29 protein-coding genes and 1 other annotated feature are annotated in these 26,540 nt (G+C 39.3%); of the genes, 27 read left to right on the forward strand and 2 right to left on the reverse strand.

The features are described from left to right. Positions 1-122 precede the first annotated feature (122 nt). The 22 genes from GGQ84_RS11115 (at position 123) to rpmA (ending at position 20,063) form a co-directional block, all read left to right on the forward strand. The gene (locus GGQ84_RS11115) at positions 123-998 is read left to right on the forward strand and encodes an AAA family ATPase (RefSeq protein WP_429162642.1); all 876 of its coding nucleotides are present in this window, start codon (positions 123-125) and stop codon (positions 996-998) included. Positions 999-1,009: 11 nt separating this feature from the next. Beyond that, on the forward strand, positions 1,010-2,368 hold the full coding sequence (locus GGQ84_RS11120; protein ID WP_429162644.1) for a VWA domain-containing protein: 1,359 nt from the start codon (positions 1,010-1,012) through the stop codon (positions 2,366-2,368). A 10-nt stretch (positions 2,369-2,378) separates the two neighbouring features. Continuing rightward, entirely contained in the window at positions 2,379-3,734 is a 1,356-nt protein-coding gene (locus tag GGQ84_RS11125) for a bifunctional folylpolyglutamate synthase/dihydrofolate synthase (RefSeq protein WP_429162646.1), read from the forward strand. Next, complete coding sequence (locus GGQ84_RS11130; RefSeq protein ID WP_429162647.1) at positions 3,735-3,983, forward strand: DUF4321 domain-containing protein; 249 nt, start codon at positions 3,735-3,737, stop codon at positions 3,981-3,983. Between the two features lie 23 nt (positions 3,984-4,006). Beyond that, positions 4,007-4,576, forward strand: a complete 570-nt coding sequence (locus tag GGQ84_RS11135; RefSeq protein ID WP_429162649.1) for a Maf family protein — start codon at positions 4,007-4,009, stop codon at positions 4,574-4,576. Between the two features lie 20 nt (positions 4,577-4,596). After that, positions 4,597-5,313, forward strand: a complete 717-nt coding sequence (radC, locus tag GGQ84_RS11140) for a RadC family protein (protein WP_429162651.1) — start codon at positions 4,597-4,599, stop codon at positions 5,311-5,313. 92 nt (positions 5,314-5,405) lie between these two features. After that, the gene (locus tag GGQ84_RS11145; RefSeq protein WP_429162653.1) at positions 5,406-6,431 is read left to right on the forward strand and encodes a rod shape-determining protein; all 1,026 of its coding nucleotides are present in this window, start codon (positions 5,406-5,408) and stop codon (positions 6,429-6,431) included. A 36-nt stretch (positions 6,432-6,467) separates the two neighbouring features. Beyond that, on the forward strand, positions 6,468-7,367 hold the full coding sequence (mreC, locus tag GGQ84_RS11150) for a rod shape-determining protein MreC (protein ID WP_429162655.1): 900 nt from the start codon (positions 6,468-6,470) through the stop codon (positions 7,365-7,367). Beyond that, positions 7,364-7,864, forward strand: a complete 501-nt coding sequence (mreD, locus tag GGQ84_RS11155; protein WP_429162657.1) for a rod shape-determining protein MreD — start codon at positions 7,364-7,366, stop codon at positions 7,862-7,864. Before mreC ends, mreD begins: the two co-directional genes overlap by 4 nt. Positions 7,865-7,879: 15 nt before the next feature. Then, positions 7,880-9,904, forward strand: coding sequence for a penicillin-binding protein 2 (locus GGQ84_RS11160; RefSeq protein WP_429162659.1), 2,025 nt, complete (start codon positions 7,880-7,882; stop codon positions 9,902-9,904). A 154-nt stretch (positions 9,905-10,058) separates the two neighbouring features. Beyond that, positions 10,059-10,802 carry a septum site-determining protein MinC gene (gene minC, locus GGQ84_RS11165; RefSeq protein ID WP_429162660.1) on the forward strand — a complete coding sequence of 248 codons (744 nt, stop codon included), beginning with the start codon at positions 10,059-10,061 and terminating at the stop codon, positions 10,800-10,802. 24 nt (positions 10,803-10,826) lie between these two features. Beyond that, positions 10,827-11,624, forward strand: coding sequence for a septum site-determining protein MinD (minD, locus tag GGQ84_RS11170; protein ID WP_429162662.1), 798 nt, complete (start codon positions 10,827-10,829; stop codon positions 11,622-11,624). Between the two features lie 34 nt (positions 11,625-11,658). Continuing rightward, positions 11,659-11,949 carry a cell division topological specificity factor MinE gene (gene minE, locus GGQ84_RS11175; protein ID WP_429162664.1) on the forward strand — a complete coding sequence of 97 codons (291 nt, stop codon included), beginning with the start codon at positions 11,659-11,661 and terminating at the stop codon, positions 11,947-11,949. Between the two features lie 158 nt (positions 11,950-12,107). Then, a complete protein-coding gene (gene rodA, locus GGQ84_RS11180) occupies positions 12,108-13,235 on the forward strand; it encodes a rod shape-determining protein RodA (protein ID WP_429162666.1) in 1,128 nt (375 codons plus the stop codon). A 353-nt stretch (positions 13,236-13,588) separates the two neighbouring features. After that, the gene (locus GGQ84_RS11185; protein WP_429162667.1) at positions 13,589-14,176 is read left to right on the forward strand and encodes a M23 family metallopeptidase; all 588 of its coding nucleotides are present in this window, start codon (positions 13,589-13,591) and stop codon (positions 14,174-14,176) included. A 2-nt stretch (positions 14,177-14,178) separates the two neighbouring features. Then, entirely contained in the window at positions 14,179-15,057 is an 879-nt protein-coding gene (locus GGQ84_RS11190) for a M50 family metallopeptidase (RefSeq protein WP_429162669.1), read from the forward strand. A gap of 109 nt (positions 15,058-15,166) precedes the next feature. After that, positions 15,167-17,062, forward strand: a complete 1,896-nt coding sequence (locus tag GGQ84_RS11195) for a TIGR03960 family B12-binding radical SAM protein (protein ID WP_429162671.1) — start codon at positions 15,167-15,169, stop codon at positions 17,060-17,062. Then, positions 17,055-17,747 (forward strand): TIGR03936 family radical SAM-associated protein, encoded by a 693-nt coding sequence (locus tag GGQ84_RS11200; RefSeq protein WP_429162673.1) that lies wholly within the window; start codon positions 17,055-17,057, stop codon positions 17,745-17,747. Before GGQ84_RS11195 ends, GGQ84_RS11200 begins: the two co-directional genes overlap by 8 nt. A gap of 5 nt (positions 17,748-17,752) precedes the next feature. Continuing rightward, the gene (locus tag GGQ84_RS11205; RefSeq protein WP_429162675.1) at positions 17,753-18,997 is read left to right on the forward strand and encodes an Rne/Rng family ribonuclease; all 1,245 of its coding nucleotides are present in this window, start codon (positions 17,753-17,755) and stop codon (positions 18,995-18,997) included. A gap of 38 nt (positions 18,998-19,035) precedes the next feature. Beyond that, positions 19,036-19,113, forward strand: a sequence feature (ribosomal protein L21 leader region). Positions 19,114-19,123: 10 nt separating this feature from the next. Beyond that, positions 19,124-19,435: a 50S ribosomal protein L21 gene (gene rplU / locus GGQ84_RS11210; protein ID WP_429162677.1), complete on the forward strand. Its 312-nt coding sequence runs from the start codon at positions 19,124-19,126 to the stop codon at positions 19,433-19,435. Positions 19,436-19,437: 2 nt separating this feature from the next. Continuing rightward, positions 19,438-19,773, forward strand: a complete 336-nt coding sequence (locus GGQ84_RS11215) for a ribosomal-processing cysteine protease Prp (protein WP_429162679.1) — start codon at positions 19,438-19,440, stop codon at positions 19,771-19,773. After that, entirely contained in the window at positions 19,773-20,063 is a 291-nt protein-coding gene (rpmA, locus tag GGQ84_RS11220; RefSeq protein ID WP_429162681.1) for a 50S ribosomal protein L27, read from the forward strand. Before GGQ84_RS11215 ends, rpmA begins: the two co-directional genes overlap by 1 nt. A gap of 164 nt (positions 20,064-20,227) precedes the next feature. Here rpmA and GGQ84_RS11225 read toward each other — a convergent pair whose 3' ends face one another. Next, positions 20,228-20,464, reverse strand: coding sequence for a hypothetical protein (locus GGQ84_RS11225; protein ID WP_429162683.1), 237 nt, complete (start codon positions 20,462-20,464; stop codon positions 20,228-20,230). A gap of 16 nt (positions 20,465-20,480) precedes the next feature. Continuing rightward, on the reverse strand, positions 20,481-21,629 hold the full coding sequence (locus tag GGQ84_RS11230) for an IS91 family transposase (protein ID WP_429162685.1): 1,149 nt from the start codon (positions 21,627-21,629) through the stop codon (positions 20,481-20,483). A gap of 207 nt (positions 21,630-21,836) precedes the next feature. Between GGQ84_RS11230 and GGQ84_RS11235 the strand changes: the two genes are divergently transcribed. The 5 genes from GGQ84_RS11235 (at position 21,837) to GGQ84_RS11255 (ending at position 26,540) form a co-directional block, all read left to right on the forward strand. Further along, positions 21,837-22,385, forward strand: a complete 549-nt coding sequence (locus GGQ84_RS11235; protein WP_429162687.1) for a Spo0B domain-containing protein — start codon at positions 21,837-21,839, stop codon at positions 22,383-22,385. Between the two features lie 59 nt (positions 22,386-22,444). Further along, positions 22,445-23,713 carry a GTPase ObgE gene (obgE, locus tag GGQ84_RS11240; RefSeq protein ID WP_429162689.1) on the forward strand — a complete coding sequence of 423 codons (1,269 nt, stop codon included), beginning with the start codon at positions 22,445-22,447 and terminating at the stop codon, positions 23,711-23,713. Between the two features lie 104 nt (positions 23,714-23,817). Then, positions 23,818-24,108: a ribosome assembly RNA-binding protein YhbY gene (gene yhbY, locus GGQ84_RS11245; protein ID WP_429162691.1), complete on the forward strand. Its 291-nt coding sequence runs from the start codon at positions 23,818-23,820 to the stop codon at positions 24,106-24,108. Between the two features lie 26 nt (positions 24,109-24,134). Further along, complete coding sequence (gene proB / locus GGQ84_RS11250) at positions 24,135-25,268, forward strand: glutamate 5-kinase (protein WP_429162693.1); 1,134 nt, start codon at positions 24,135-24,137, stop codon at positions 25,266-25,268. Between the two features lie 15 nt (positions 25,269-25,283). Further along, positions 25,284-26,540 (forward strand): glutamate-5-semialdehyde dehydrogenase, encoded by a 1,257-nt coding sequence (locus GGQ84_RS11255; RefSeq protein WP_429162712.1) that lies wholly within the window; start codon positions 25,284-25,286, stop codon positions 26,538-26,540.

Raw genomic sequence — 26,540 nt, forward strand, 5'->3', positions numbered from 1 at the left:
AATAGAGATAAATTACTCAAGAAAAAACGCAACACCAAGAAAAAAGTCAGCCACTAGGGTGACTGACCATTAATGTGGCGAAGCCACTTTTTTTATACATTTTTGTTAGGGGGAGAGTTGTTATGTCAGAACAATGGTCACCTGAAAAAATCAGTCAGGGCTATCGGCATCAAAAGCACTGTATTGATGAGAAAACTGCCACGGTGATTTATTTGGCATATAAGTTAAAGCGGCCTTTATTAATAGAGGGACCGCCGGGAGTGGGTAAAACAGAACTTGCGAAAATCTTAAGTAAGCTTACTAAAAGTCTTTTGGTCAGAATTCAATGTTATGAAGGTTTGGATGAGAGCAAAGCCCTATATGACTGGAACTATCATAAACAGCTTCTTTACTTGCAAGCATATAGTAATGATAACCCTTGGCAGGATGTAAAAGACAGAATTTATTCTAGAGAATTTTTACTTGAACGCCCTCTGTTAAAGGCGATTAATAACACTAATAATCAAACTTTATTATTAATAGATGAGATAGATAAAGCCGATGAAGAGTTCGAGGCGCTTCTTTTGGAATTATTGGGGGAAGGGTCAGTCACTATTCCGGAATATGGAACAATTAAAGCTAAAAAAGAACCCCTAGTTTTTCTCACAAGCAATGGGTCTAGAAATTTATCTGACCCGCTTAAACGTAGATGCCTACACCTTTACTTAGACTACCCTAGTCCTGAGCAAGAATTAGAGATACTCAAGTTAAAATATCCGGAGCTAACAGATGAATTGGGAAAGCAGGTTGTGTCTATTGTAAGCAGTTTGAGAAAACAGGATATTCAAAAAAAACCTAGCGTGGCAGAGAGTATTGATTGGGTAAAAGCGTTGCAAGCACTAGGAGTAATATCCTTGAGTAGAGAAGTATTAGAAGTATCTTTAGCTCTATTGATAAAAAACCAAAGCGATTACATAAAGGTACATGACAAGCTTGATTTCTTTATAAATCTCTTATAGGTGGGGATAGGATGGAGAAGCTCTTGCAGTTAGTGCAACTGTTACGCCAGTGTGGCGTTAAGGTGGGCAGTGAGGAGACAGTAGCCTTAGTTAGGGCTTTGATGGAACTACCACAGCCATTGAGCGTTGAACAGTTAAAAACTGTATCTCAAGCAATGCTTATTAAGGATAAGCGCCAAGTTAGGCTATTTGAATATCTCTTTACAGCAGTATTTTCAGAGCATGAAATTGATGACAAGGCTGATGGCTGTAATAGTTTAGTACCTCTTGAAATAGAAGGAGCTAGCAGTGACGGCAAGGGACTAGCTCAACAGGGCACTGGCAATGGTTCGAAGTTAACATATTTTATAAAAATAGGCCAATTTAATCGAGCTAAAGCCATTGTGGATAGAGAAGTAGATAAAGTCAGTAGTGAATTACCTCTAGAGGAGCAATTGCGAAAGGTTAAAGTCAGACTAGACTGGAATATGGAAAAGTATAGATTGGAAAAAGAAAGAGAGCATTTAAAAGATGAATTATATATGAAATACTCAGACCAATTAATCAATCTAGAAAATAATATTTTAGAAAAATTGTTGAAAAATATGATAAATGAAGGTAATTTTAGTCAACTAGTAGAATTAAGTGGAATGTTAGATTTGACAAAAAAAAGTCTAGTAGATTTAGATAAGAGTGAGGAAGCTCAGATAAGAAGAGAAATAACAGGCATTGGGCGCAAATTGGCTGTAAAAAAGAAAAGAAAGTGGAAGAGGAGTAGTAGGGGTGTACTGGATTTGGCTAAAACCATAAAGAAGGCTAGCAACAGTGATGGGAAAATCATAGAGCTACAGTATAAGCAGCATAAGGTCAGTCGTCCCAATCTCTTCCTGTTGTGCGATGTGTCAGGGTCTGTAGCCACGTATACCCAATTCATGCTGTTGTTGGTGTATTCCATGCAGCAATCCTTTAAAAAAGTGAGGTCTTTCGTATTTATAGATGATATCGAAGAAATAACTGAGGTTTTCCACAAGGGAACTGTAGAAGAGGCTATTGCAAACCTTAAAACTAGAGCCCAATGTTCAACTAGTGGGAAATCAGATTTTGGTAAAGTATTTAATTATTTTTGCCAGCGCTTTTTAAGCGAATTGACACCAAAGACAGATGTGGTGATTTTGGGTGATGCCAGAAATAACTGGAACAATCCTCAGGCTGATAAGCTAGAAGAGATAAGAAACAACTGCAGAAACATCTATTGGTTAAATCCAGAGAACGAGTACAATTGGGGAACAGAAGATAGTGTGATTTATCAATATAAACCATACTGTAGACAAGTACTTGAGTGTGGGAATTTAGAGAAATTGGTCCATGCAGCAAAAGTTATTAGTAGCTAGGAGAGATATTATGTTTACTAAAGTAGAAGAAGTTGTTGACTTTGTTTATAAATCATATAATGTGACCTCTCCCGAAGCGAAATCTGGAAAAGATGAACTAACAAGAAACCCTGAGTTCACAAAGCAGCTGCTGAGCATGTTGGGTTCACCCCAGAGTGGAATGAGAGTGGTTACAGTTGCAGGAAGTAAGGGTAAAGGCTCTACCTCTAGGATGATTGCAAAGCTTTTAGAGGACCATGGATTAACAGTTGGTCTTTTCACTAGTCCCCATTTAGTTGACTTTCGCGAACGCATCAGAATAAATGGAGTTTCTATAAGCGAAAAGGACTTGTTAAGGTTAGGTAATTTAGTAAAGCCATCCGCATTAAAGATTATAGAGCAGTTAGAAAACAATGAATATTTAGGGCCAGTAGGAATTTCACTTGCCATAGCCTGCCAGTATTTTCGAGAGCAAGGTGCTCAAGTAATAGTGCTTGAGTGTGGACGTGGCGGAATGTATGATGATGTTTCAGTTGTCAAAAATCAGTGGGCTGTAATAACGCCCATTATGAAAGAGCACACCAAAAAGTTAGGAAAAAGTCTACACGAAATAGCTACCAATAAAGCAGGGATCATAGGGTTTGAAACAGAAAGGGTTTTAGTTGCTAAACAAGCAGATGAAGCTAAAGTTGCCATCAATGCGCGCATAGAACAAATAGGAGCTAAGGCTGGCTTTTTGGAACAAAACTTTTACTCCAAAATAGAAGAAGTAACTGAAATGGGAATTGTCTTTTCAGTAAAAAGCAAAAACAGTTATGATAGAATTGTTATTCCATCTCTAGCACAATATCAAGTTGAAAACGGAGCAGTAGCCATAGCTACTGCTGAGGAAGTTTTAAGGGAATTTGGAATTCTATTGGAGGAAGGAAGTTTGAAGAAGAGTTTTGATGATTTTTTCTGGCCCGGAAGATGTCAACTTATTAACTTAACGCCCAAGGTGTTAGTTGATGGTGCAGTTACAAAGGAATCAGCAGAGCACCTAAAGAATGTACTTTTAAGAACAGGAATAAAGCCTATTGTTTCGATTGTAGGCGTGCCAGAAGATAAGGAGTACCAAGAAGTGTTTAAGCATCTGTGTAGCATATCCCATTTGGTTATAGCCACAGAGAGTATAGGGGCTCAAAATCCCTTTCCATCTAATGTGCTGGATATAGTTCAAAACATTCACCCAAATGCTGTATGGGAAAAGGATGTAACTACTGCGATTGAGCGAGCTAAATCGGAAATTGGCACTTCGGGAATAATTTGCATTGCTGGGACTCAGAGCTTGGTAGGAGCTGCCCTTAAATATTATGGATTTAATTTGGATAGACTGGAGGAAAAATAGATGAGAGGAAGCAACAGGAGTGTAGCAGTATTACTAGTTTTATTACTGGTGGGAGCATTAGTGGGTAGTCTACTTGGAGATGTATTGGGGGATGCAATTCCCTTTTTGAAAACTACCCAATCTCTAGGATTTCCTCCAACTACCATAGACTTAGTAGTGCTTACCTTTACAATTGGATTTACATTAAAGCTGAATTTAGCTAGTGTACTGGGCTTCTTTTTGGCATACTATGCTTATCGCAAACTTTAGAATGTATATCTTAGGAGGTATAGATGAAAATTATATTAGCTTCCCAATCAGAACGCAGGCAAGACATCCTGACGAATTTAGGGGTGAAATTCCAAGTAAAGCCTGCACATATTTGTGAAAACATAGAAGGTGTAAGTCCCATGGAGACTGCTTCCCAACTAGCTTTGAAGAAAGCGCGAGCTGTTGCAGATAAAGAGGAGGACGGCATAGTCATAGGTGCTGATACAGTAGTTTTACTTGGGGATACGGTTTTGGGTAAACCCAATGATATCAGTGACGCCAAAAAAATGTTAACCTCTCTCTCGGGGAATGAGCATTTAGTTATAACAGGCTTTGCCTGTATTGATGTAAAAAGAGGAATAGAGATAGTAGACAAAGAAGTTACCACTGTTTTTTTCCGAAAGCTATCGGAGACAATAATTGATAGATATGTGGCCACTAGAGAGCCAATGGATAAGGCAGGAGCTTATGGGATTCAGGGAAAGGGCAGTCTATTAGTTGAAAAAATTAATGGCTGTTACTTTAATGTAGTAGGGTTACCGATTTCTAGTCTAGCGCAAGCATTACAGAAGTTAGATTTAGATATTATGTAAGGGAAAGGAGAATGTCTACAGTGGATGAAACAAGGGAAGTACAATATCACCTTATTAAAGAGTTACCACTGGCAGACAGACCTAGGGAGAGGCTTGTAAAATACGGTGCCGAAACTTTAACTAATAGCGAATTGCTGGCTATTTTGTTGCGCACAGGTACCAAGGATCAATCAGTTCTCTCTTTGGCCTACAAAGTGCTACACACATCAGATGTCAGTGATGTAAGTGGACTTAGAGGGTTGGTTACTAAAAGTATTCAAGATTTGAGTGAAATAAAAGGAATTGGGGTTGCAAAAGCTACACAGCTAAAGGCGGCCATTGAACTAGGCAGGAGGATAAGTGCCACTGTTCCTGAGAAAAGGCCTGCTATTAAATCACCAGCTGATGTGGCTATGTTGTTGATGGAGGAAATGAGGTATTTGGAGAAAGAACACTTCAAAACACTTCTACTCAATACTAAAAATGAAGTTCTCGTTGTAGATACTGTTTCTATAGGCAGTTTGAATGCTTCAATTGTACACCCTAGAGAGGTTTTTCAAAATCCAATTAAAAGAAGTGCTAAATCAATAATATTGGTACACAACCATCCCAGCGGAGATCCCGAGCCAAGCTCAGAGGATATCGCTGTTTCTAAGCGTCTTATTGAGGCGGGAAGGTTGTTGGGAATTGATGTATTAGATCATATAGTAATTGGTGACAATAAGTTTATAAGTCTTAAAGAACGAGGATTAATTTAGAATGCTAATTGGCAATATATCCTTATTGCTTGACCATATAAACTGAAATATAATGTGTAATATAGGAGTATAGGAAGGAGACAATAGCAGACATGATAGCAAAAGATTTAGGCATAGATTTAGGGACAGCTAATACGTTAGTACACATAAAGGGAAAGGGTGTAGTCTTACGCGAACCCTCAGTTGTAGCTATAAAGCGAGATACCTCAGACGTTCTGGCAGTTGGAATAGAAGCTAAGCAAATGATTGGAAGAACACCTGGCAACATAGTAGCAATAAGGCCAATGAAGGATGGGGTAATTGCAGACTTTGATATAACTCAAAGTATGTTACGATATTTTATAACTAAGGCACTGAATCGCAAAACTTTTATTTTTAAACCTAGAGTAGTAGTATGTGTACCCTCAGGAGTCACTCCAGTTGAGGAAAGAGCGGTCAAGGAAGCTGCTTTACAAGCAGGAGCTAAAGAAGCGTTTTTAATTGAAGAGCCTATGGCTGCAGCAATTGGTAGTGGTTTGCCTGTGCATGAACCAACGGGAAATATGATAGTTGACATAGGTGGGGGAACTACTGAAGTAGCTATAATTTCCTTAGGGGGAATTGTCACTAGCAAGTCAATAAGAATTGCTGGAGATGAAATGGATTCAGCCATAATTCATCATATCAAAAAAAACTATAATTTAGCTATTGGTGAGAGGACAGCAGAAGAAATAAAGATAAAAGTGGGAGCAGCATACTTTACCGAAACACAGCAAGCTGATGAAACTTACGATGTAAGAGGTAGAGACTTAGTAACTGGGCTTCCCAAAACAGTAGTAATTACAGCAAAAGAAATTCAAGAGTCACTGGCAGAACCGGTTACGTCAATTTTGGAAGCTATAAAAATCTGCTTAGAAAAAACACCACCCGAGTTAGCTGCTGATATAATGGACAGAGGGATTGTAATGGCAGGGGGAGGATCTCTGTTAGGAGGATTAGATGCACTCATAGCAGAGGAAACAGGAATGCCAGTTCACATAGCTGAAGAGCCTTTAGAAGCAGTGGCAATGGGTACTGGGAAAGTATTAGAAAATATCGATATGTTAAAAAGGGTAATGTTGCCGGCGAAGAAAGGCTAAGAGTGTTTGGGAGAAGAGGTAGTAGGGGGTCTTACTGTGTCCAGAAGAAGTAGAAGAAAAAAGATTGCCTGGGCAGCAGTTGCCATCATTTTCTTGCTTAGTATTGTTGTCTATACTGCTGATGAGAGAATGAAACTAAGTCCAGTCGAGATAGCAATAAGAGATATATTAGCTCCGCTACAGAGCGGGGCTACTGTTGTTTCTGATAAAGTGGGTGGAGCCTTTAGTTACTTCAAAAATTTAAAAGAGCTAGAGCGTGAAAATGAACGATTACAAAGGCAAATTGCTGCTCTTACAGAAGAGAACAGTTTACTAGAAGAAGCTAGACTTGAAAGCTATAGACTGCGAAAGCTGTTAAACATGTCTATTGAAACTAAAGAAGAGTATGGAGAAGAGCCCATTGGTGCCAGGGTTATCGGTCGAACACCGGGTAATTGGTTGAGTACTATCACTATAGATAAAGGTAGTATTCATGGATTAGAAAAGGATATGACAGTGGTAGCACCGGAAGGTTTAGTTGGACGAATTATATCTGTTAGTAATAGAACAGCTGAGGTGCTCTTAATTGAAGATAGGGATGGTGCAGTAGGGGGAATGCTTCAAACCTCTCGAGTTCCTGGCGTAGTGGAAGGAACTGAAGAAGACGCTCAATTAAAAATGATATACCTTCCCCACGACACTATGGTGAGAGAGAACCAAGTAGTTATTACTTCGGGTCTTCACGGACTATTCCCTAAGGGAATTCGCATAGGATATGTAGAAAAAGTAGAAATGGAGCAAAGTGGTCTTTTAAAACATGCTATTATTAGACCATTTGTGGATTTTCGAAGGTTAGAAGAAGTATTGGTATTGCCTATTGTAAACCATTTGGAAGAAGTGCCTAGAGACTTAGAAATAGACGTGGAAGAGCTCCTAGAAGGGAGCGAAGGTAATTGAGGTATGTTTTATTTACGGTTATTGTTATCCTGGCACTTATTCTGCAAAGTACTATCTTCTCACACTTAACAATAATGGGTGTAAAACCTGACTTATTATTGATACTAGTAATTTTTTATGGCTTAATAAAGGGGAAAAACCAAGGAGCTATTATGGGATTTGTCTTTGGTTTAGTGGAAGATTTGCTTTTAGGGCTATTTATTGGAAGTAACGCTTTGAGTAAGAGTATTATAGGGTTCGTTATTGGTAGTCTAGAGGGAAAGATATACAAGGATAATCTATTTACCTCTGCCTTTGCGATAATAAGTGGTACATTATTAAATGGACTGTTTTTGTTATTAATATTTAACTTAACAGGGGCTGGTATGCAGATAGGTTCTTATATGGTAAGCACTGTACTTCCTATGATGCTATATAACTTAATCATTGGCATTATCGTATACTTTAGATTCTACAGATCAGTAACCTCAGGAATCTTGAGTCCGCCGCATTCTTGAAAGTGAGGGAGTGGGATGAATCAGAAACAAATAAAGACTAGATTAATAGCTCTACTGACTATTGTGACACTAATCTTTGTAGTGCTGATAGGTAGACTAGCTCATGTGCAGCTGATACAGGTTGATCAGTATAGGCTTCAATCAGAGCAGAATAGAATTAGAATGATTAGTGTACCCCCTAGGCGAGGAGATGTTTTGGCAACAAATGGAACTGTGTTAGCTACAAGCTATCCCTCTTACTCTATTACGGTGGCTAATCTAGGGACTAATATGGATGACGTTTATGAGAGATTGATAGACTTACTCAGCGACTATGGGATAGAGTTGACAGTTGAGCAAATAAAAGAAGAAATAAGCTCAAGGGGCTATAGAAGATTTGAGCCAGTTCCCCTCCTACAGGATGTTCCCTTTGAACTGGTGACTCTTATAAAAGAGCGACAGCAGGAATTACCTGGAGTAGATATTCAAGTAGATCCTAGAAGGGTTTATCCAAATGGAAGCCTAGCAGGACATATGTTAGGTTATGTAATGCAGATAAATCAAAACCAGCTAAGTCAGTATAGGGAACATGATTACAGGGGAGGAGACCCCTTTGGTCAGACAGGGTTAGAGCGAGTGTTTGAATTTATGGAGATTAATGGTCAAGAAGTTGGACTTAGAGGACAAAAAGGTGTAAGACAAGTGGAGGTAAATGCTAGCAATAGGCCGATACGTGAGCTCTTAACTATACCTTCAGTTCCAGGTAACAACTTAGTGTTAACTATAGATTCTGATTTGCAAGAAGTGTTAGAGACGGCTCTTGTAGAAACTATAGAATTGCGTGCAGAGGTAGATAATCCTAAAGCTAATGCAGGAGCTGGTGTGGTTATTGATGTAAATACAGGAGCAATTTTGGCAATGGCTAGCTACCCAGATATGGACCCGAACGACTATGACTTTATTAATGGTCTTTCTTCTGAGAGGAGAGAGTATTACAATTCCGATTCATCGCCACTGTTAAACAGGGTTTTTCAGGCCACTTATGCTCCAGGCTCTACTTTCAAAATGGTGCCAGGTATTGCTTCTTTAGAACAAGGTACTTTAGCTACAGCCACAAATTACTGCGGCGGGCGTTACCCGGCACCTGCAGGGATCAGGTGTTTAAGGGCTCACGGTAACATAGATTACTATCGAGCAATGGCTGTATCTTGCAACACCTATTTTCAAGATGCTGGTGTAAAAGCAGGACCAGAAGAGATGTATCGGGTTGCCACGGAACTTGGGTTAGGAGCGAGAACAGGGATTATATTGCCTGGTGAGCAGGCGGGCTTAGCCCCAAATCCTGACTGGAAAGAAGAATTAAATCAAATATTGATAGACAGGCGATATGAGAACTTATTTGAACAATTAGAGGAAGAATATAAGCAACTAATAAGTGAAGCCGAGGATCAGGAAGAAGTTGAAAGGCTAATAAGGGAGCAGGAGAGGCGAAAGCGACAGCTAGAATCCGAGTACAGAATTGATTACAATTTTCATACAACGTGGCACCCCTTTGATACTTTTAACACTTCAATTGGTCAGGGCAGCAATAACTATACAATTTTACAGTTGGCTAACTATGCAGCAACCATAGCCAATGATGGAACTGTGTGGGTGCCACGGCTTGTAGATAAAATTGTGACTCCCAGAGGCGAAATAGTCAAGCAGTTTGAGCCGGAAGTTTTAAACCAGGCAGATATTTCTTCGGAAGCACTAGCAGAAACTAGAGAAGCTATGAGGCGGGTTACGCAGCCAGGAGGAACTGCATATTCTCGGTTTGCACATTTTCCATCAGATGTAACCGTTGCAGCTAAAACTGGAACAGCTCAGACCGGCTTAGCGAGAGACGACAAAAATAGAGACTACCACGGCATGTTTGTAGGATTTGCACCTTACGATAACCCGGAAATTGCATTTGCTGGGATAATTGAGTACGGTGGTGGAGGTGGCACTTCAGCTGGGTTAGTAGCGCAAGCGGTATTCGAGCAATACTTTGGATTGAATGAAGATGATGAAGACTAGTGAAATCACTAGAAATATTGGCGGAAATGTCAGAAATACAGGGAAAATCGAGGAAAAAAGCCCTCGATTTTTTCTGTGTAAAGGAAGGATTTACAGGTACAATGTAGAAAAACTATAAAACGATTGGTCATTATAACGGGAGGAATTTGCTACTATGAGCAGTGGAGAAAAGATTTTGTTCAAAGGAACCAGAGATGGAATTGTTATGACTTTACAAGGCCACGTGAATTTTCCTACCGTCAAGAGGATGATAAAGGACAAGCTTAGTGCTAATGAATCCTTTCTTTTAGGAGCTCATGTGACTATTGATTTGGGTCAAAACTATTTAACGGAAGATCAGTTAGATGTACTGGCTCAAATTCTGGCAGAAAATGGACTAATTTTAAGAAAGATTACTAGGTCGTCCTCTGCTGACAATCAAGTTCTGTATTTCGATTTTGGCAGTCGCAGTTTTGAAAGAAGTCAGGAGGAGATGCCAGTGAAAAGCGACCAAGGTAAAGAAATGATAATGGCAGAAAATATGGACGATAACAACACCATACTTGTGAAGCGCACCTTGCGTTCAGGTCAGAGCTTAAGATATCCAGGGAATATTGTTATTCTAGGAGATGTTAACCCTGGCGGCGAAGTGGTTGCGGGAGGTAACATAATTGTGATGGGGTCCCTGCGAGGAGTAGCTCATGCTGGTGCAGCAGGAGATGAAAATTCAGTTGTTACAGCCTTTAGGCTCAAGCCAACGCAATTGAGAATAGCAAATCATATTACCCGAGCTCCAGACGGTGAAGCAGTGGAGCCTGAGTACCCTGAAATTGCCAGTATAAAAAATGGGGTAGTAGTAATAGAGTTTTACCAGCCCAACATAGATAGAAACTATATAAAAGTAGCTAATAAAAACTAAGGGTAAAAGAGGAGGAAAAGCTATATGGGAGAGGTAATTGTAATCACTTCGGGAAAAGGCGGGGTTGGAAAGACCACCACAACAGCAAACATAGGAACTGGATTAGCTAATATGGGAAAGAAAGTTGTTTTAATTGATACGGACATCGGACTGAGAAATTTAGATGTTGTTTTAGGGTTAGAAAATAGAATAGTTTACGATATTGTGGATGTAGTAAACGGAGACTGTCGCCTTAAGCAGGCATTAATAAAGGACAAGCGCTTTGAGGGAATGTACCTTCTTCCCGCTGCTCAGACCAAGGATAAAAATGCAGTTTCTGAGGAGCAGATGAAAAAACTGTGTGAGGAATTAAAAAGTGAGTATGATTACATCTTAATAGATTGCCCTGCTGGTATTGAGCAAGGCTTTAAGAATGCAATATCTGGTGCAGAAAGGGCAATTGTTGTTACAACTCCAGAAGTTTCTGCTGTAAGGGATGCAGACCGGATTGTTGGTCTATTAGAAGCATCTGAGCTCAGAGAGCCAAAACTAGTAGTAAACAGAATTAGGCAGGCAATGGTACAAAAAGGAGATATGATGGATATTGATGATATGATAGATATTTTGGCTATTGACTTAATGGGAGTTGTGCCTGAGGATGACTTAATAGTAGTGTCGACGAACAAAGGTGAGCCTGCTGTATTAGATGATAATTCTAGAGCAGGACAAGCCTATAGAAATATATCACGCCGAATTATGGGTGAAGAAGTACCTTTAATGAACTTAGACGTAGAAGAGGGACTGTTTAAGAGGTTAAAGAAAATTATAGGTTTTGGAAAATAAAAAACTGAGCTAAAAACCGGAAGGGGGTATTGAGTTGTTAGATTTTATTACCAAGATATTTGGCCGGGACAGTAATAATCAGGACGCCAGCAAAAATTTAGCTAAAGAGAGGTTGCGATTAGTGTTAGTTCACGATAGAGCTAATGTTTCAACGGAGTTAATTGAGGATTTAAGAGTAGATTTGATTGGAGTAATTTCTAAATATATGGAAATAGATGAAAGTGCGCTAGAAGTAAATCTCAATAGTGAAGATAATACGGTAGCGTTAGTTGCAAACATACCAGTTGTAAAATTGAAAAGGCAGTATGATAAGGATGCTATATAAAGGTTTCAAATTTGCGGGCTATCCATTAGTTGACTAAACTTTTGGATGTCTTCTTTTTTCCTCGGTTTATTGAAGCAAAAACATATAATGTCACTAGACTGCCAGGGATGCTGTGCGTTATAATGAATCTATATGTGCATAAACTGGGGGAGCTCAAGATGATTAATCCTAAATTATTTAGAAATTTAGACTATATTTTTATCCTAGCCTTAGGGGGAATTATTGCTTTAAGCTTGCTGATTTTAAGTAGCGCCAATCTTACTTTAGCTGGTGCTCATATGGGTATCGTTAAAAGACAGGGACTCTGGGTGGCTTTGGGGGCCTGTGTTATGATAGCGAGCCTGACAGTGGACTATAATCAGCTCAAAAAATACACAAAACCACTTTATATTGTAAACATAATTTTACTTTTGGCTGTAATGTTTATTGGTACAACCAACAAAGGTGCAACTAGATGGATTGCACTGGGACCTTTTGACTTTCAGCCCTCAGAGTTAGCAAAGATAATAATTATTATTACATTTGCTAAGTTTTTGGCAGAAAGGCAGGGACGCTTAAATACCTTTACTGATTTGTTACCTTGTTTTATTTTTGTGGGAGTACCCATGCTTTTGATTATGTCCCAGCCAGACCTGGGCACATCTCTGGTTTTTGTGGCAATTACTCTAGGTATGATGCTAGTTGCTGGTGCTAATGCTAAGCTCTTGGGAGGTTTAGTAGCAGGAGGCTTTTTAGCAGTAGTAGGTGCGCTCTTTGCCCACTTTCAGTTTGGTATGTGGTTGCCCTTAGAGGGGTATCAATTAATGCGTTTAATAGTATTTATTGATCCTTATATAGATGAACTAGGGTCTGGATATCACATGATACAGTCTCTAGTAGCAATTGGTTCCGGTGGATTGTTGGGAAAAGGTTTGTATCAGGGGTCGCAGATACAGCTCCATTTTTTGCCTGAGCACCATACTGACTTTATATTTTCCGTAATTGGTGAAGAGTTGGGCTTTATTGGTGCAGGACTTTTATTAGTATTGTTTTATATTTTGTTGTATAGAGCTGTTAAAATAGCTCTAAAGGCAAAAGATTTATACGGAGCACTTCTAGTCACCGGTGTGGTATCTATGTTTGCTTTTCAGGTTTTTGTAAATGTGGGAATGACAATTGCCATTACTCCGATTACAGGTTTGCCGTTACCCTTTGTCAGTTATGGAGGAAGTGCCATGGTGTCAAACCTTCTAGCAATAGGTTTAATATTAAATGTTAATCTAAGAAGACAAAAGATATTATTTTAAAAGAATTGTCGCTCGTGTGAGTGACAATTCTTTTTTTGAGCCAAGGGTAAGCGAAGATTTCTTTGTAATAATTTGAGGGGAGTTGTACATATATATGTAGCGAGAAAGAAAAAAATGGGGGCGATTATATGGGGGGAAGAATAACCCGTTGGTGGCGGAACACTAAATACAGAATTCGAAACACTGTTTATAGAGTGAAAGGAAGTCTTGGAACAAGGCGGAAGATATCTTTTAAAAAACCTAACATAAACGTAAGAAGGCCCAGAATAACTCTTCCAAGAAAATTTATGCTAAGAATATGGCAGTCATTAGCTTCGTTACTTATTTTATTTATGATAGTAGGTATATTCCAAATGGAAAATAAATTGGCCCAAAGTGTTCAAGAAAGGGTTCGCTCTACCTTTTCCCAAGAAAATGACTATACAGCAGTAATACAAGACTACTTGACCTTTGGTTGGTGGCTGAACAGCTATGACCGTATGGTATTTCGTAGTGACAACAGGGATGAAGCAGTCCCAGCGTCAGGAAAAGTAGACTATCAACTTTCAGCGCCAGTAGGAGGAACTATAGTTCAGAGGTTTGGCTCAGTAAAGTCCGAAGTTGAGGGGGAACAGTACTTTCACACAGGGATAGACGTAGAGGCCTCATTAGGAGCTCCTATAAGAGCGGTAAAAGGTGGGGTAGTGGTTAGTGTAGCAAATCATGAAGCCTTTGGTCGGGTAGTGCAAATTGACCATCAAAATGGGCTTTACAGCATGTATGGTCATTGCAGTGAAATACTAGTTCAAGAGGGCCAAGAAGTTGAACGGGGTCAAATAGTTGGAAAAGTGGGCACATCTGGATCAACAGAAACTCCTAAACTATATTTTGAACTAAGGGAACGGGGAGAGTTAGTGGATCCGCTGTTATTTTTGCAGCCCCAGTCCAGGACGGGAATATAGGCATGAAGCTGTTTAATATATTTGGGATTGATATAAAGATAAACTGGTGGTTTATGATACTGCTAGTGCTATATATAGTATTAGATATTTGGATTCAGGCATTAGGGGTTTTCTTAGTTGTTATTTGGCACGAGCTATGGCACTGTATAGTTGCATATTTAAACGGAATTAAAGTAAGAGAGGTAGAGCTACTGCCCTTTGGTGGTGTAGCAAAGTTAGATGGGTTGTTAGAAGAAAGTGGTAGTAAAGAGATTAAAGTTGCTCTGGCAGGTCCCTTGAGCAACTTTTTTTTAGCCACAGTAATAGCTACGGGTTTGACTTTACACCTCTTTTATCATCCCATGGCATATTTCCTTTTTCTCTATAATATTGTAATTGGAGTCTTCAATTTATTGCCCACGCTTCCCTTAGATGGAGGAAGGATAGTAAGAGGATGGCTGAGTGGACGGATTGGTCTGCTTAGAGCCACTAGAATAACGGCTAGAATGGGGCAGGCTATAGCTATTATATTACTGCTTTGTGGAACTGTAGCTACATACTATCAGTGGGTAGATTTTCACTTGGTTATAATAGCCTTATTCATTTGGATAGGTGCTACTCGCGAGAGGGAAGAGGCTTTTTATATACATTGGCGCAGCTTGCTTAATAAGAAAAAAAGAAATATAAAGGAGAAAGTTCACCAAGCGGAATACTTGGTTTCCAAGGCAGATGTGGAGTTGAAGCAGATTTTACCAAGGCTGGTGACTAATAAGTATAATTTGATTACAGTTATTGATAAAAATGGGACAGCCATAGGGACTGTCAGTGAAGATGAATTATTAGATTCAATCGGGAAACTAAGGCATGATGCTGAAATCAAAACACTGCTAAAAAAAAGCTGAAAGAAAAAAGTACCTAATGAGAAGTAGTGAATTATTTGCTAATTATGGCCAAAATAAGTTATACTATTTAGATAAGGATTACAATATACAATTGTCTTGGAGGATTAGTATGAATAGCAAAGATCTGCGAAGTATAATAGAAGATAGAATATTGTCCCAAGTAGAGAAACCAGCCCGCTATTTGGGGAATGAATGGAATGTAGTGAAAAAAGATTGGGATCATATTAATGTTAAGATGGCCTTTGCTTTTCCAGATGTATATGAAGTGGGAATGTCCCATTTAGGGCTTAAAATTTTATACGGGTTAGTAAATGATAGAGAAAGTTTTCTAATGGAGCGGGTTTTTACACCATGGGTAGACATGGAAGAGCTAATGAGAAAAGAGGGGATACCTCTTTTTGCTTTGGAATCTTACAGGCCGTTAGGTGATTTTGACTTACTGGGCTTTACTTTGCAATATGAAATGAGCTATACAAACATACTGAATATGCTAGACCTTTCAGGTGTGCCTATGTATGCAGAGGATAGAAGTGATCAGGACCCCATAGTAATTGCAGGAGGACCTTGTGCCTATAATCCTGAACCCTTAGCTCCCTTTATTGATGTGGTTGTGCTAGGTGAGGCGGAGGAGCTTCTTATAGAGTTACTAGAAATAACAGAACAGCACAAGGAAGCTAATGGAGGCAAAGTAATCAGAGATAAGCTTTTAGAGGAAATGGTTGAGGTTAAGGGTATATACATTCCTAGATACTATCAGGTATTGTATGAAGAAAGTGGAGCTGTGAAGGAAATAGTACCCCAACATCCAAAAGCGCCTGCTGAAATTAACAAGAGAATCGTTAAAGATTTTGATCAGAGCTATTTTCCTAATAAGCCAATAGTTCCATATATGGAAGTGGTTCACGATCGAGTGGTGTTAGAGGTTTTGAGAGGTTGTGCGCGAGGATGTCGCTTTTGTCAAGCAGGAATGGTTTATAGACCAGTTAGGGAGAAAACTGAGGAAACCCTATTTAAGCAGGCTGAGGCAATCGAAAAACAGACAGGTTATAACGAAATATCTCTTACCTCGCTCAGTACTAGTGATTACACCTGCGTAGAGCCACTATTAATAAACCTATCTAAGCACTTTAAAGAAAAGAGAGTTGGGGTTTCATTACCTTCTTTACGGGTAGACACTTTTTCTGTGAACCTAGCAGAACAAGTGCAACAGGTGAGAAAATCCGGGTTGACCTTTGCTCCTGAAGCGGGAACCCAAAGGCTAAGAGATGTAATAAACAAAGGGGTAGAGGAAGAAAATCTAGAACAAGCAGTAACTGCAGCCTTTAAAGCAGGTTGGTCTAGGATTAAACTATACTTTATGCTGGGATTACCTACAGAAACCTATGAGGATTTAAATGGAATTGCAGATCTCGCGCGGCGAGTCTTAGAAATAGGTAAGAGAGAAGCTAAAGCAGCTGGAACAAAGAAAAGAGTTCAAGTCACAGTAAGTGTTTCTTCTTTTGTACCAAAGCCACACACTCCATTTCAATGGGTGGGACAGAATGAGCTACAACTTTTAAAGGATAAGCAAAACTACTTAAAGGACAAGCTAAGACATCCTCAAATAACATACAATTGGCATGAAGCTGACTTGAGTTTTGCTGAAGCACTTTTCTCTAAAGGAAGTCGTCGCTTAGCAGGTGTTCTTTACCGAGCATGGGAGAAGGGATGTCGATTTGACGGTTGGGCAGAGCACTTCGATATAGAAAAATGGCTGGAAGCAATAGCAGATGAGGGGATTGACCCTGAATTTTATGCCAACAGAGAAATTCCAGAGACTGAAATACTCCCTTGGGACCATTTAAAAGCGGGATTGAAAAAGGAGTTTTTATGGCAAGAGTATCAGCAGGCTTTAGCAGAAGCACCTACGGGAGATTGTCGTTTTGTTAAATGTACCGATTGTGGGGTTTGCCCCGAAACAAAAGTAGGAAATGTGCTACAGAAACGGGGTGGAACAGGTGTATAATTACAGGATTGAATATAGCGTAACTGGGAACGCAAAATACGTTTCCCACTTAGACTTAGCTCAAGCGTTTGAACGCAGTATGAGGAGAGCTTCGTTGCCATTGGCATTTTCACAAGGGTTTAACCCTCATCCTAAAATGTCTTTTGGTTCTGCATTAGCAGTGGGTCTTAGTAGTTCAGGCGAATATATGGATGTAGAGTTAACAGAGGAATGGTCAGAAAGTGAATTTAAAGAGGCGTTAAACAGAGTTCTTCCAGAGGGATTGCATATAGAAAGAGTCTTGCTACTTAAGGAGAAAAATGTTAAACTAATGGCGCTTATTAACAGAGCTAAATATCAAGTACTAATTCCCTTTACTGGAAATCACGATATAGAAGAAGTAGTGCATGAACTTTTGGCGCGCAAGGAATTACCAGTTCTGAGAAGAACTAAAAAGGGAGAAAAGGAACGGGATATTAGACCTGGAATTATGCGTTTAGAGGGACGCGTTGAAGGAAGTACAGTATTGTTGGAGATGACTGTTGAGACTGGAAGTGGGGGCAATGTTCGGCCAGAAGAAGTAGTACAGCTTATTAATGAAGTCAGTAATATGTCACTAGAGCCTGAAATGGCTAAATATCACAGGGTAGGGCTGTACGTGCAAGAAGGAGGGCAATTATTAACTCCACTTGATGTTGGGAGATGAGTCAAATGGAAAAAATAATCTATTATCAGGTTAATAAAGACAGGGCTGCACTGGCAGTGTATGAAGGGCGGTTGGTAGAAGTTTATATTGAAGAGAGCAAAACCAGTCCTCTTGTAGGCAGGATTTACAGGGGCAAGGTAGTAAATGTGCTACCTGGAATGCAGGCAGCCTTTGTAAATATTGGGTTAGAAAAAAACGCATTTTTGTATGTGGATGATGCGTTGCCCACCAGTACTGATAATGAAAATAAAAAGCCCTGTATTACTAAAGTTGTAGCACCGGGACAAGAACTATTAGTTCAAATCTTGAAAGAACCAGGAGGAGCTAAAGGTGCTCGAATAACTACTCATATAACACTGCCGGGTAGATACTTAGTGTATATGCCTACCATGGAGCACATAGGAATATCACGCAAAATTGAAGATGTAAGAGAGCGGGATAGGCTGAGGGAGCTAGGAGAAAAGCTAAAGCCCCCTATGGCAGGGATAATTATAAGGACAGTGGCTGAAGGTAAGCGTAATGCTGAGCTAAGCTGGGATATAGAGATGCTAGAAGAGTTATGGGATAAAATTAATTCCGACTACAAAAAGGCCCGAGCCCCTGAGCTAATACACAGTGATATGGAGATTGAAGAGAGAATAGTTAGAGATTTTTTAAGCGAGGATGTACAGAGCCTGATAACTAACAATAAAAAAAGTTACGAGAAGTTGCAGCAAAGAGCTAACAGTATTCAGCAGGGATTAGACAAAGTGATAAAGCTGGAAGAGTGTGAAGATATATTTTCTAAGAATAACGTATACAAGGATCTGGAAGTTGCATTGCAATCGAAGGTTTGGCTTAAAAGTGGCGGGTATTTAGTATTTGATCAAACTGAGGCCATGCTTGTAATAGATGTGAACACTGGTAAATACGTAGGATCTACAACTCTAGAAGAAACCATTTTCCATATTAATATGGAAGCAGTTGATGAAATTGCTAGGCAAATTCGCCTCAGAAATGCCGGGGGAATCATAGTGATTGATTTCATCGACATGGAATCTGAATTTAAGCGCCAGTTAGTATTGGAAAGGTTAACTGAAGCAGTAAAGCGGGACCAGATGAAGATTACAATTGTGGGACAGACTCCTTTGGGTCTGGTTGAATTGACTCGCAAAAAAGTAAGGCCTTCTTTGGAATCGGCTTTGACTCACCAATGTCCTAGATGTAGAGGGGCTGGAAGGCTAATAGTGATGCCAGTTGACAAGAAGTAGACTATATGCTAATATTATTACTTGGTGAGGTTTTTATAACCTAGTTACCCAAACCGCACAGCAAAGGTATGTAAGTTCCGATTGGACACCTTTAGTTGGCGAGTCTATTAATAGGGAGGTGCAGTAATGTACGCAATAATTAAGACTGGTGGCAAGCAGTATAAAGTGCAAGAAGGCGATGTTTTGCGAGTTGAGAAGTTAGATGCTGAAGCAGATCAAACTGTTCAAGTGGAGCAAGTTTTAGCTATCGGAAACGACGACGGCTTAAAAGTGGGAACACCTGTTGTTGAAGGTGCTAACGTAACTCTTAAAGTCTTAGCTCAGGACAAAGCAAAAAAGGTTATTGTATTTAAATACAAGGCTAAGAAAAACTATCGTCGTAAAAAAGGTCACCGACAGCCATACACAAAAGTAGTTGTAGAAAAAATAAACGGATAGTTATGACTATAGTAGAGCTGTTTCGAGATGAAAACAAGAAGATAATTGCATTTAAAGTGACTGGCCATACGGGATTTGCACAACGCGGTAAAGATATTGTTTGTAGTGCTGTTTCAGTATTGACACAGACAGCGGTTATTGGTCTCAGTGCATACTTAAAGCAAGATCCTCAGGTTGAATTGAAAGATGGATTCCTACATTGTACTTTGCCTGATAATTTAAGTGAGCAGGAGGCTGAACGAGCGCAAGTGATATTAAATACTATGGCGATGGGCCTAGAGGCCACAGCAGAAGAATATAGAGACTATTTAGAAATTGTAAAGAGGAGGTGGAGTTAATGTTGCGGATGAATTTACAGCTTTTTGCACAGAAAAAGGGAGTAGGTAGCTCAAAGAACGGTCGAGATAGTGAAGCGAAAAGACTTGGTGTTAAGAAGCACGACGGTCAGTTTGTAGCCGCTGGAAATATCCTAGTTAGACAAAGGGGTACTAAAATCCACCCAGGTGAGAATGTTGGCATCGGTGGAGATGACACATTGTTTGCTAAAGCCGATGGTTATGTAAGATATGAGCGAAAGGGTAGAGACAGAAAACAAGTTAGCATCTACTCTGAGATTGCAGTAGGATAAGTAATCAGAAAAAACCACCTTGCAAAAGGTGGTTTTTCTTTTATTCAATAGGAAAGTTCTATATTTGTAAAAGCAAAAAAAATAATACACAAAATGGGAATTAAAATATCTTGGCACAACAAATAGGCCATCGAAGAATGGCTTTTTAAAGAGGGAATATATAATTATTTCTTAAACTCGTATTTTACGCCACGAATACCAGTATAAGAAACAGGAGTCATGGTACCATTACACACCTGGCAAAAGGGTTGAGGGGGAACGGATTCGTCAAGGCCATTAAATATATTATCCTCCTCTAGCTGCTTGACAATAAATCTAGGAACCCATAAAGAATAATTGCATTTAGTGCAGATAAATTCAACTAAGTCATCGTTTTTACTAAAACCATCTAAAATGTTCATGTGAAAAACCTCCTTCCTAACAAGAAATATTATAAGCTGGTGGAGGAAGATACGCAAGAAAAGTAGGCTTCTTAGGAGTAAAAATATCAACTAATTCCATAGTATAACCACAGCTACAGCGGATAGGGTCAAATCCAAAAGCCATAAGAATACGAGCACGCCAGTTAGAGTGCCGCCTCAAGAACTTTTTCTTTTCAGGAGAAAGCAAAAGAAAAAACTTTGTGGAATGCTTATGTCTCTTAGCATAAAGTCCATAGTAACGAACCATTTTAAACTGCTCATCAGGAATATGGACGATTAACCGCTTAATAAACTCGATGGCGCTAAGTTTTTCAGTAACCCGCTTGCCATCTTCATGACGGTCATAATAGAAAGTAACAAAATTGCCATCATAGTTAAGAATACGAGATTGAGCCATAGCAGGTTTGCCAGTATAGCGAACAATATAGTCAATAGAATTTTTAGCAATGGACTTTTTTTCTTTTTTTGCATAAACATAAAAGCCTTCTTTGAAAGAAAGAAAAAGCTTAGATTTAAGAGGATAGAAACGAGAGCCTAATCTTTTATGGAGTAAATCCAAAAGTGTAGCTTGCCAACGCTTCCGGAGCATAGTGAAAGGAATATGGTGAATATGGCGCCAAATAGTATTATTGCCAGAAGCGCCTTCAGTAATAATCATATGAATATGAGGGTTCCACTTAAGATCGCGACCAAAAGTATGAAGGGTAGAAATAAAGCCAGGAGTGAAGTGCTCTGATTTATTAAGTTTATGAAACCAAGCAAATATAGTTTGACTAGAAGCTTCAAAAAGGACATTAAGTAAAGAACGATCAAGACGGAAAAAATTCCGAAGCTCAGAAGGAATAGTAAAAACAAGATGCCGATGTGTACAATTAATGAGTTTAGAAGAAATACTTATAGCTCGATCAGAAACATAAGAAGCACCACAGGTATTGCAGAAACGACTTTTACAACGGAAGGGAACATATTTAAATTTGTCACAGTGACCACAAAAATAAAGAGCATGCCCAAAAGCAGGGTCACCACAATGAATAACCTTTTCAACATTTTTAGGAATAGCAGGGCGCAAATCATAGTTAAGAGAAAGGAAGCTATTCCAATGATCAGCCAGAATTTGTTTAATAGTAAAGGATTTATTGTCCATGAAACAATCACCAATATATTTATACCAAATAGAGATAAATTACTCAAGAAAAACGCAACCAAGAAAAAAAAGTCAGCCACTAGGTAGACTGACTGTTAATGTGGCGTAGCCACTTTTTTTATAGATTTTAGAATCGCTTAAAGGAATCCAATAATTAACACAGAAGAACTAATAAACCTATAAATACATATATAAGGAGCGGTTTAAGTGAAGGATTCCAAATTAACTAAATTAGAGCTAGAAGACATAGTATATTTAATGCGAGTACAAAAGCACGATATTCTTAACTACTTGCAGGTTATCAGTGGGTTTATTCAACTGAGAAAGGTTGACGAGGCAGAAAGATACTTAAAGCAGGCTATGACAGAAGTTCAGGATAATGGTCAAGTTTTAAAGGTACAAAATCCTTATATTGTGATTACTCTACTTCACTTTCAAGAACAATTTAATAAAAAAGGGTTTAAGTTAAATATAGAAGTAGATAGTCAAGAAATAGAGGAAGTTGATTATAAAGAAGAAAACGCCGATAAATTATTTAAATCTTTCCAAGTGATATTACAAGAAGACTGGGAATTTGAGAGCAAATTTACTGTAGGATTAGAACCTAAAGGAAATAAATATAGGGTACAACTGGAAATGCCTATGAATTGCCAAGGGTGTGAGCAGGAACAGCAGGTACTAAGGAAATTGAGCGAGATTTGCTCTTATGATGTAACTACAGATAGTAGTGAAACTAAAATTGTTTGGATAATATGATAGGGCATTAATAAATACTAATAAAGAAAATATAATACAAATTAGAAAATGGTGATAATATGTTTTATGATCAGGCTAAAATAAATGTCAAAGGTGGCGACGGTGGGAATGGTGTAGTTGCTTTTAGACGTGAGAAATATGTGCCAGAAGGTGGACCTAATGGCGGAGATGGTGGACGCGGTGGCAATGTAATTATTACTACCGACAGTGGATTGAAAACGCTACTTGACTTTAAGTATAAGAAGCATTATAGAGCAGACAGAGGTCAGCACGGCCAAGGCAAGGGACGCCATGGCAAAGGCGCAGATGACATGATTTTGAAGGTACCTCTTGGTACTGTAATCAAAGATGGTGATACAGGTAACGTAATTGCAGACCTTAAAGATGAAAATCAGGAAGTTGTGATAGTGGAAGGTGGGCGTGGAGGTCGAGGGAATGCTCGATTCGTGAGTGCAAAAAACCGAGTTCCAACCTTGGCAGAAAAAGGGGAACCCGGTCAGGAAAAGTGGCTCATCTTAGAACTAAAACTACTAGCAGACGTAGGGCTTATTGGATACCCCAATGCCGGAAAATCCACTTTAATAAGTAGGGTTTCTGCAGCAAAGCCAAAAATTGCTGACTACCCATTTACAACACTGACCCCTAACTTGGGTGTAGTGGCAAGTCAAGGAGATACTTTTATAATGGCCGATATCCCTGGGCTAATTGAAGGGGCTCATACAGGAGCAGGATTAGGCCATGAATTCTTGCGCCATGTGGAGCGCACTAAAGTGTTATTGCATTTAGTAGACGCAGCGGGGACTGAAGGACGGGATCCAGTTCAAGATATTGAAACAATTAATAGAGAGTTAGAAAAATATGATTCTAGGCTTTCTAAGCGACCTCAGATAATTGTAGCAAATAAAATTGACCTGCCAGATACAGAGGAAAAAATAGCAAAGATAAAAGAGCGATATGGAAACACATATCCCATATTTTCAATATCAGCAGTATCTGGGCAGAGTGTAGAAGAGCTGATTGAGTTTACTAGTAAGACTCTTGAAACAGCGGAATTAGAGGAACCTGACTTTGAAGAGCAAGAGGTGAAAAGCACTGTTCACAAACCAAAAGAGCGGTTTAATATCTCCCGGGATGGAGAAATATGGGTTATCACTGGAGAAGAAATTGAAAAGCATCTAGCTATGACTGACTTTGAAAACGAAGCAGCTGTGAGAAGGTTTCAGAATATCGTTAAAGCTATGGGGATAGAGAAGGAACTTAGGGAAAGTGGAGCAAAAGAAGGGGACACTGTGAGGATAGACGACTTGGAGTTTGACTTAATGGACTAAACTTCTTAGCAGCACTGTGAAAGAAACATGGTTTGTGCTATAATATTAAGAAATATAAATAAGGGAGGTGTACATATGGCGCTATTGAGAAGCGTCAGTACACTATGCTAACAGGGAAACAGAAAAGATTTTTAAGAGCTTTAGGGACTAAAATTGATCCAATTTTTCAAGTAGGCAAAACTGGGATAAATGACAATATGGTAAACTTAATCGATGATGCGCTTGAAGCACGGGAGTTGGTTAAGGTGAGAGTTTTACAAAATTGTTTACTTGAGACAAAGGACGTGGCCAGAGAACTTGCTATAAGAACAAACTCGGCGTTAGTGCAAGTAGTGGGAAGGAATTTACTGCTATACCGTCGTTCTATAAAAAAGGAAAAAATAGAACTGCCTTAAAACAAAGTAGGAACCAGGTGATATAAGTGAAAGCGCTAGGACAGGAAACGTTGGCCAGTGCCAAAAGAATTGTAATTAAAGTGGGAACTAGTAGCCTTACTCATGAAAATGGTAAACTCAATTTATTAAAAATAGAGAAGCTAACTAGGGAGATTGCAGATATACATAATAGAGGGTTAGAAGTTATTTTAGTGAGCTCCGGCGCTATAGGCGCAGGCATGGGCAAGATGGGTTTTGTAGAAAAGCCAAAGACAATTCCGGAAAAGCAAGCTACAGCAGCAATAGGTCAAGGAATACTGTTACATATGTACGAAAAACTCTTTAATGAATACGGTCAAGTAGTTTCACAAGTGCTATTGACCCGAGAAGACTTAGCAGCTCGCAAGCGGTACTTAAATGCTAGAAATGCACTTCTTACCTTGATAAGATGGAACACAATTCCTATTATTAACGAAAACGATACGCTTGCTGTAGATGAGATTAGGTTCGGCGATAATGATACCCTAGCAGCATTGGTAGCTGGTTTGGTTGATGCAGATCTACTTATTATTTTATCGGATATAGATGGACTTTATTCTTGTGACCCCAGAACAAACAAGGATGCGGAGCGCCTTCGGGTAGTATCAGAAATAGATGATAAAATTGTGGAGTTAGCTGGGGGTAGTGGCTCAGACCTAGGGACTGGTGGCATGATGACCAAGATTTTAGCTGCCAAAATTGCAATCAATTCGGGTATACCTATGATTATTGCAAATAGCAGTGAAAGAGGTGTTCTTCAGCAAATAGTGGAGGGTAATATACCGGGCACGCTTTTTGTTTCTAAAGAAAACAAACTACACAGCCGTAAAAGATGGATTGCTTATGGTTCAGATATATCTGGTAGAATTGTTGTAGATGCTGGGGCTAGTAAGGCTATTGTGTTAAAGGGCAAAAGCCTCTTGCCCATAGGAATCATAGACGTACAGGGGCAGTTTGAAATGGGAAATGTAGTCTGTGTTATAGATACTGCGGGAACGGAGTTGGCTAGAGGTATAGTTAACTACTCCTCACAGGAAATAAAGAAAATAAAAGGACATAATACTCAAGAACTAGAAGAAATTCTAGGATATAAGGATTATGATGAAGTGATTCACAGGGACAACCTTACTGTGAAAGTTTAATACTTTTGAGGAGGACTGTATGTGAGAGAAGAAATACTGACTAAAGGCAAGCAAGCAAAAGCAGCGGCTCATAAAATGGCTACTACATCTACTGAAATAAAGAACCAAGCTCTAATGAATATGGCAGATAGATTAGAAAATATGAGTGACCAGATTATTGAAGCCAACAAGCTAGATATTGCCGCAGGGGAAGAGAAGGGGCTTTCTAGATACTTGCTGGACAGACTACTGTTAACTCCAGAGAGAATAAAGGATATGGCGGTTGGACTGCGAGAGCTTGTTCAATTAGAGGATCCTGTTGGCAAAGTGTTGTCCATGTGGACAAGACCTAATGGGCTTCAGGTGGGAAAAGTTCAAGTGCCACTAGGGGTTATTGGGATTATCTACGAATCTAGACCGAATGTAACTGTGGATGCTGCAGGATTATGTCTGAAAACGGGTAATGCTATCTTACTAAGAGGTGGTTCAGAGGCTATAAACTCCAACAAGGCTATAGCACAGATTATTGCCCAAGCTGCTGAAGAAGCTGGAGCTCCCCAGTACTGTATTCAGCTGGTTGAAACTACGGATCGTCAGGCTGTAAATGAAATGCTAAAGATGAACCAATACTTAGATGTGCTAATTCCCAGAGGGGGAGCAGGACTTATAAAGACAGTAGTGGAAAATGCAACAGTTCCAGTGATAGAGACTGGTGTAGGTAACTGTCACGTTTATATTGATAAAGATGCAGATGTAAATAAAGCTGTTCAAATAGCAGTAAACTCAAAAACTCAAAGACCAGGTGTTTGTAATGCTTGCGAGTCAGTGTTAGTGCACAAAGATATTTCTGAGAAGGTATTACCAGGTCTTGCACAGGAACTTAAAAAAGCAGGAGTGGAACTGAGAGGGTGCAATGCTACTGAAAAGGTTGTATCAGGTTTAAAAGAGGCAACTGAAGAGGACTTTGCCACAGAGTATTTAGATTTAATATTAGCAATAAAAGTAGTGAATGATGTGGATGAGGCTATGGAGCACATATATAAATTCGGAACTAAGCACTCGGAAGCTATAGTTACAGAAAACTATACAACAGCACGCAAGTTTCTCCAAGGTGTAGATGCTGCTGCGGTATATGTCAACGCTTCAACTCGGTTTACAGACGGATTTCAGTTTGGCTTTGGAGCAGAAATAGGTATCAGTACGCAAAAACTTCATGCTCGAGGTCCAATGGGGTTAGAGCAATTGACCTCAACTAAATTTATTATTTACGGCGATGGGCAAATTAGAAGTTAG

Origin of the sequence: Desulfitispora alkaliphila, assembly GCF_050433185.1 — a bacterium.
Taxonomy (GTDB): Bacteria; Bacillota; Desulfitisporia; order Desulfitisporales; family Desulfitisporaceae; genus Desulfitispora; species Desulfitispora alkaliphila.

Excerpts from the sequence above, each read along its gene's own strand:
- obgE (WP_429162689.1), top strand. The coding sequence starts at position 22,445 with ATGTTTTATGATCAGGCTAAAATAAATGTCAAAGGTGGCGACGGTGGG.
- GGQ84_RS11195 (WP_429162671.1), top strand. The coding sequence starts at position 15,167 with ATGAATAGCAAAGATCTGCGAAGTATAATAGAAGATAGAATATTGTCC.
- GGQ84_RS11120 (WP_429162644.1), top strand. The coding sequence starts at position 1,010 with ATGGAGAAGCTCTTGCAGTTAGTGCAACTGTTACGCCAGTGTGGCGTT.
- GGQ84_RS11185 (WP_429162667.1), top strand. The coding sequence starts at position 13,589 with ATGGAAAATAAATTGGCCCAAAGTGTTCAAGAAAGGGTTCGCTCTACC.
- GGQ84_RS11145 (WP_429162653.1), top strand. The coding sequence starts at position 5,406 with ATGATAGCAAAAGATTTAGGCATAGATTTAGGGACAGCTAATACGTTA.
- rodA (WP_429162666.1), top strand. The coding sequence starts at position 12,108 with ATGATTAATCCTAAATTATTTAGAAATTTAGACTATATTTTTATCCTA.
- GGQ84_RS11205 (WP_429162675.1), top strand. The coding sequence starts at position 17,753 with ATGGAAAAAATAATCTATTATCAGGTTAATAAAGACAGGGCTGCACTG.
- GGQ84_RS11225 (WP_429162683.1), bottom strand. The coding sequence starts at position 20,464 with ATGAACATTTTAGATGGTTTTAGTAAAAACGATGACTTAGTTGAATTT.
- GGQ84_RS11230 (WP_429162685.1), bottom strand. The coding sequence starts at position 21,629 with ATGGACAATAAATCCTTTACTATTAAACAAATTCTGGCTGATCATTGG.
- minD (WP_429162662.1), top strand. The coding sequence starts at position 10,827 with ATGGGAGAGGTAATTGTAATCACTTCGGGAAAAGGCGGGGTTGGAAAG.
- minC (WP_429162660.1), top strand. The coding sequence starts at position 10,059 with ATGAGCAGTGGAGAAAAGATTTTGTTCAAAGGAACCAGAGATGGAATT.
- GGQ84_RS11125 (WP_429162646.1), top strand. The coding sequence starts at position 2,379 with ATGTTTACTAAAGTAGAAGAAGTTGTTGACTTTGTTTATAAATCATAT.
- GGQ84_RS11190 (WP_429162669.1), top strand. The coding sequence starts at position 14,179 with ATGAAGCTGTTTAATATATTTGGGATTGATATAAAGATAAACTGGTGG.
- GGQ84_RS11115 (WP_429162642.1), top strand. The coding sequence starts at position 123 with ATGTCAGAACAATGGTCACCTGAAAAAATCAGTCAGGGCTATCGGCAT.
- rpmA (WP_429162681.1), top strand. The coding sequence starts at position 19,773 with ATGTTGCGGATGAATTTACAGCTTTTTGCACAGAAAAAGGGAGTAGGT.
- GGQ84_RS11215 (WP_429162679.1), top strand. The coding sequence starts at position 19,438 with ATGACTATAGTAGAGCTGTTTCGAGATGAAAACAAGAAGATAATTGCA.
- GGQ84_RS11160 (WP_429162659.1), top strand. The coding sequence starts at position 7,880 with ATGAATCAGAAACAAATAAAGACTAGATTAATAGCTCTACTGACTATT.
- GGQ84_RS11130 (WP_429162647.1), top strand. The coding sequence starts at position 3,735 with ATGAGAGGAAGCAACAGGAGTGTAGCAGTATTACTAGTTTTATTACTG.
- rplU (WP_429162677.1), top strand. The coding sequence starts at position 19,124 with ATGTACGCAATAATTAAGACTGGTGGCAAGCAGTATAAAGTGCAAGAA.
- yhbY (WP_429162691.1), top strand. The coding sequence starts at position 23,818 with ATGCTAACAGGGAAACAGAAAAGATTTTTAAGAGCTTTAGGGACTAAA.
- GGQ84_RS11135 (WP_429162649.1), top strand. The coding sequence starts at position 4,007 with ATGAAAATTATATTAGCTTCCCAATCAGAACGCAGGCAAGACATCCTG.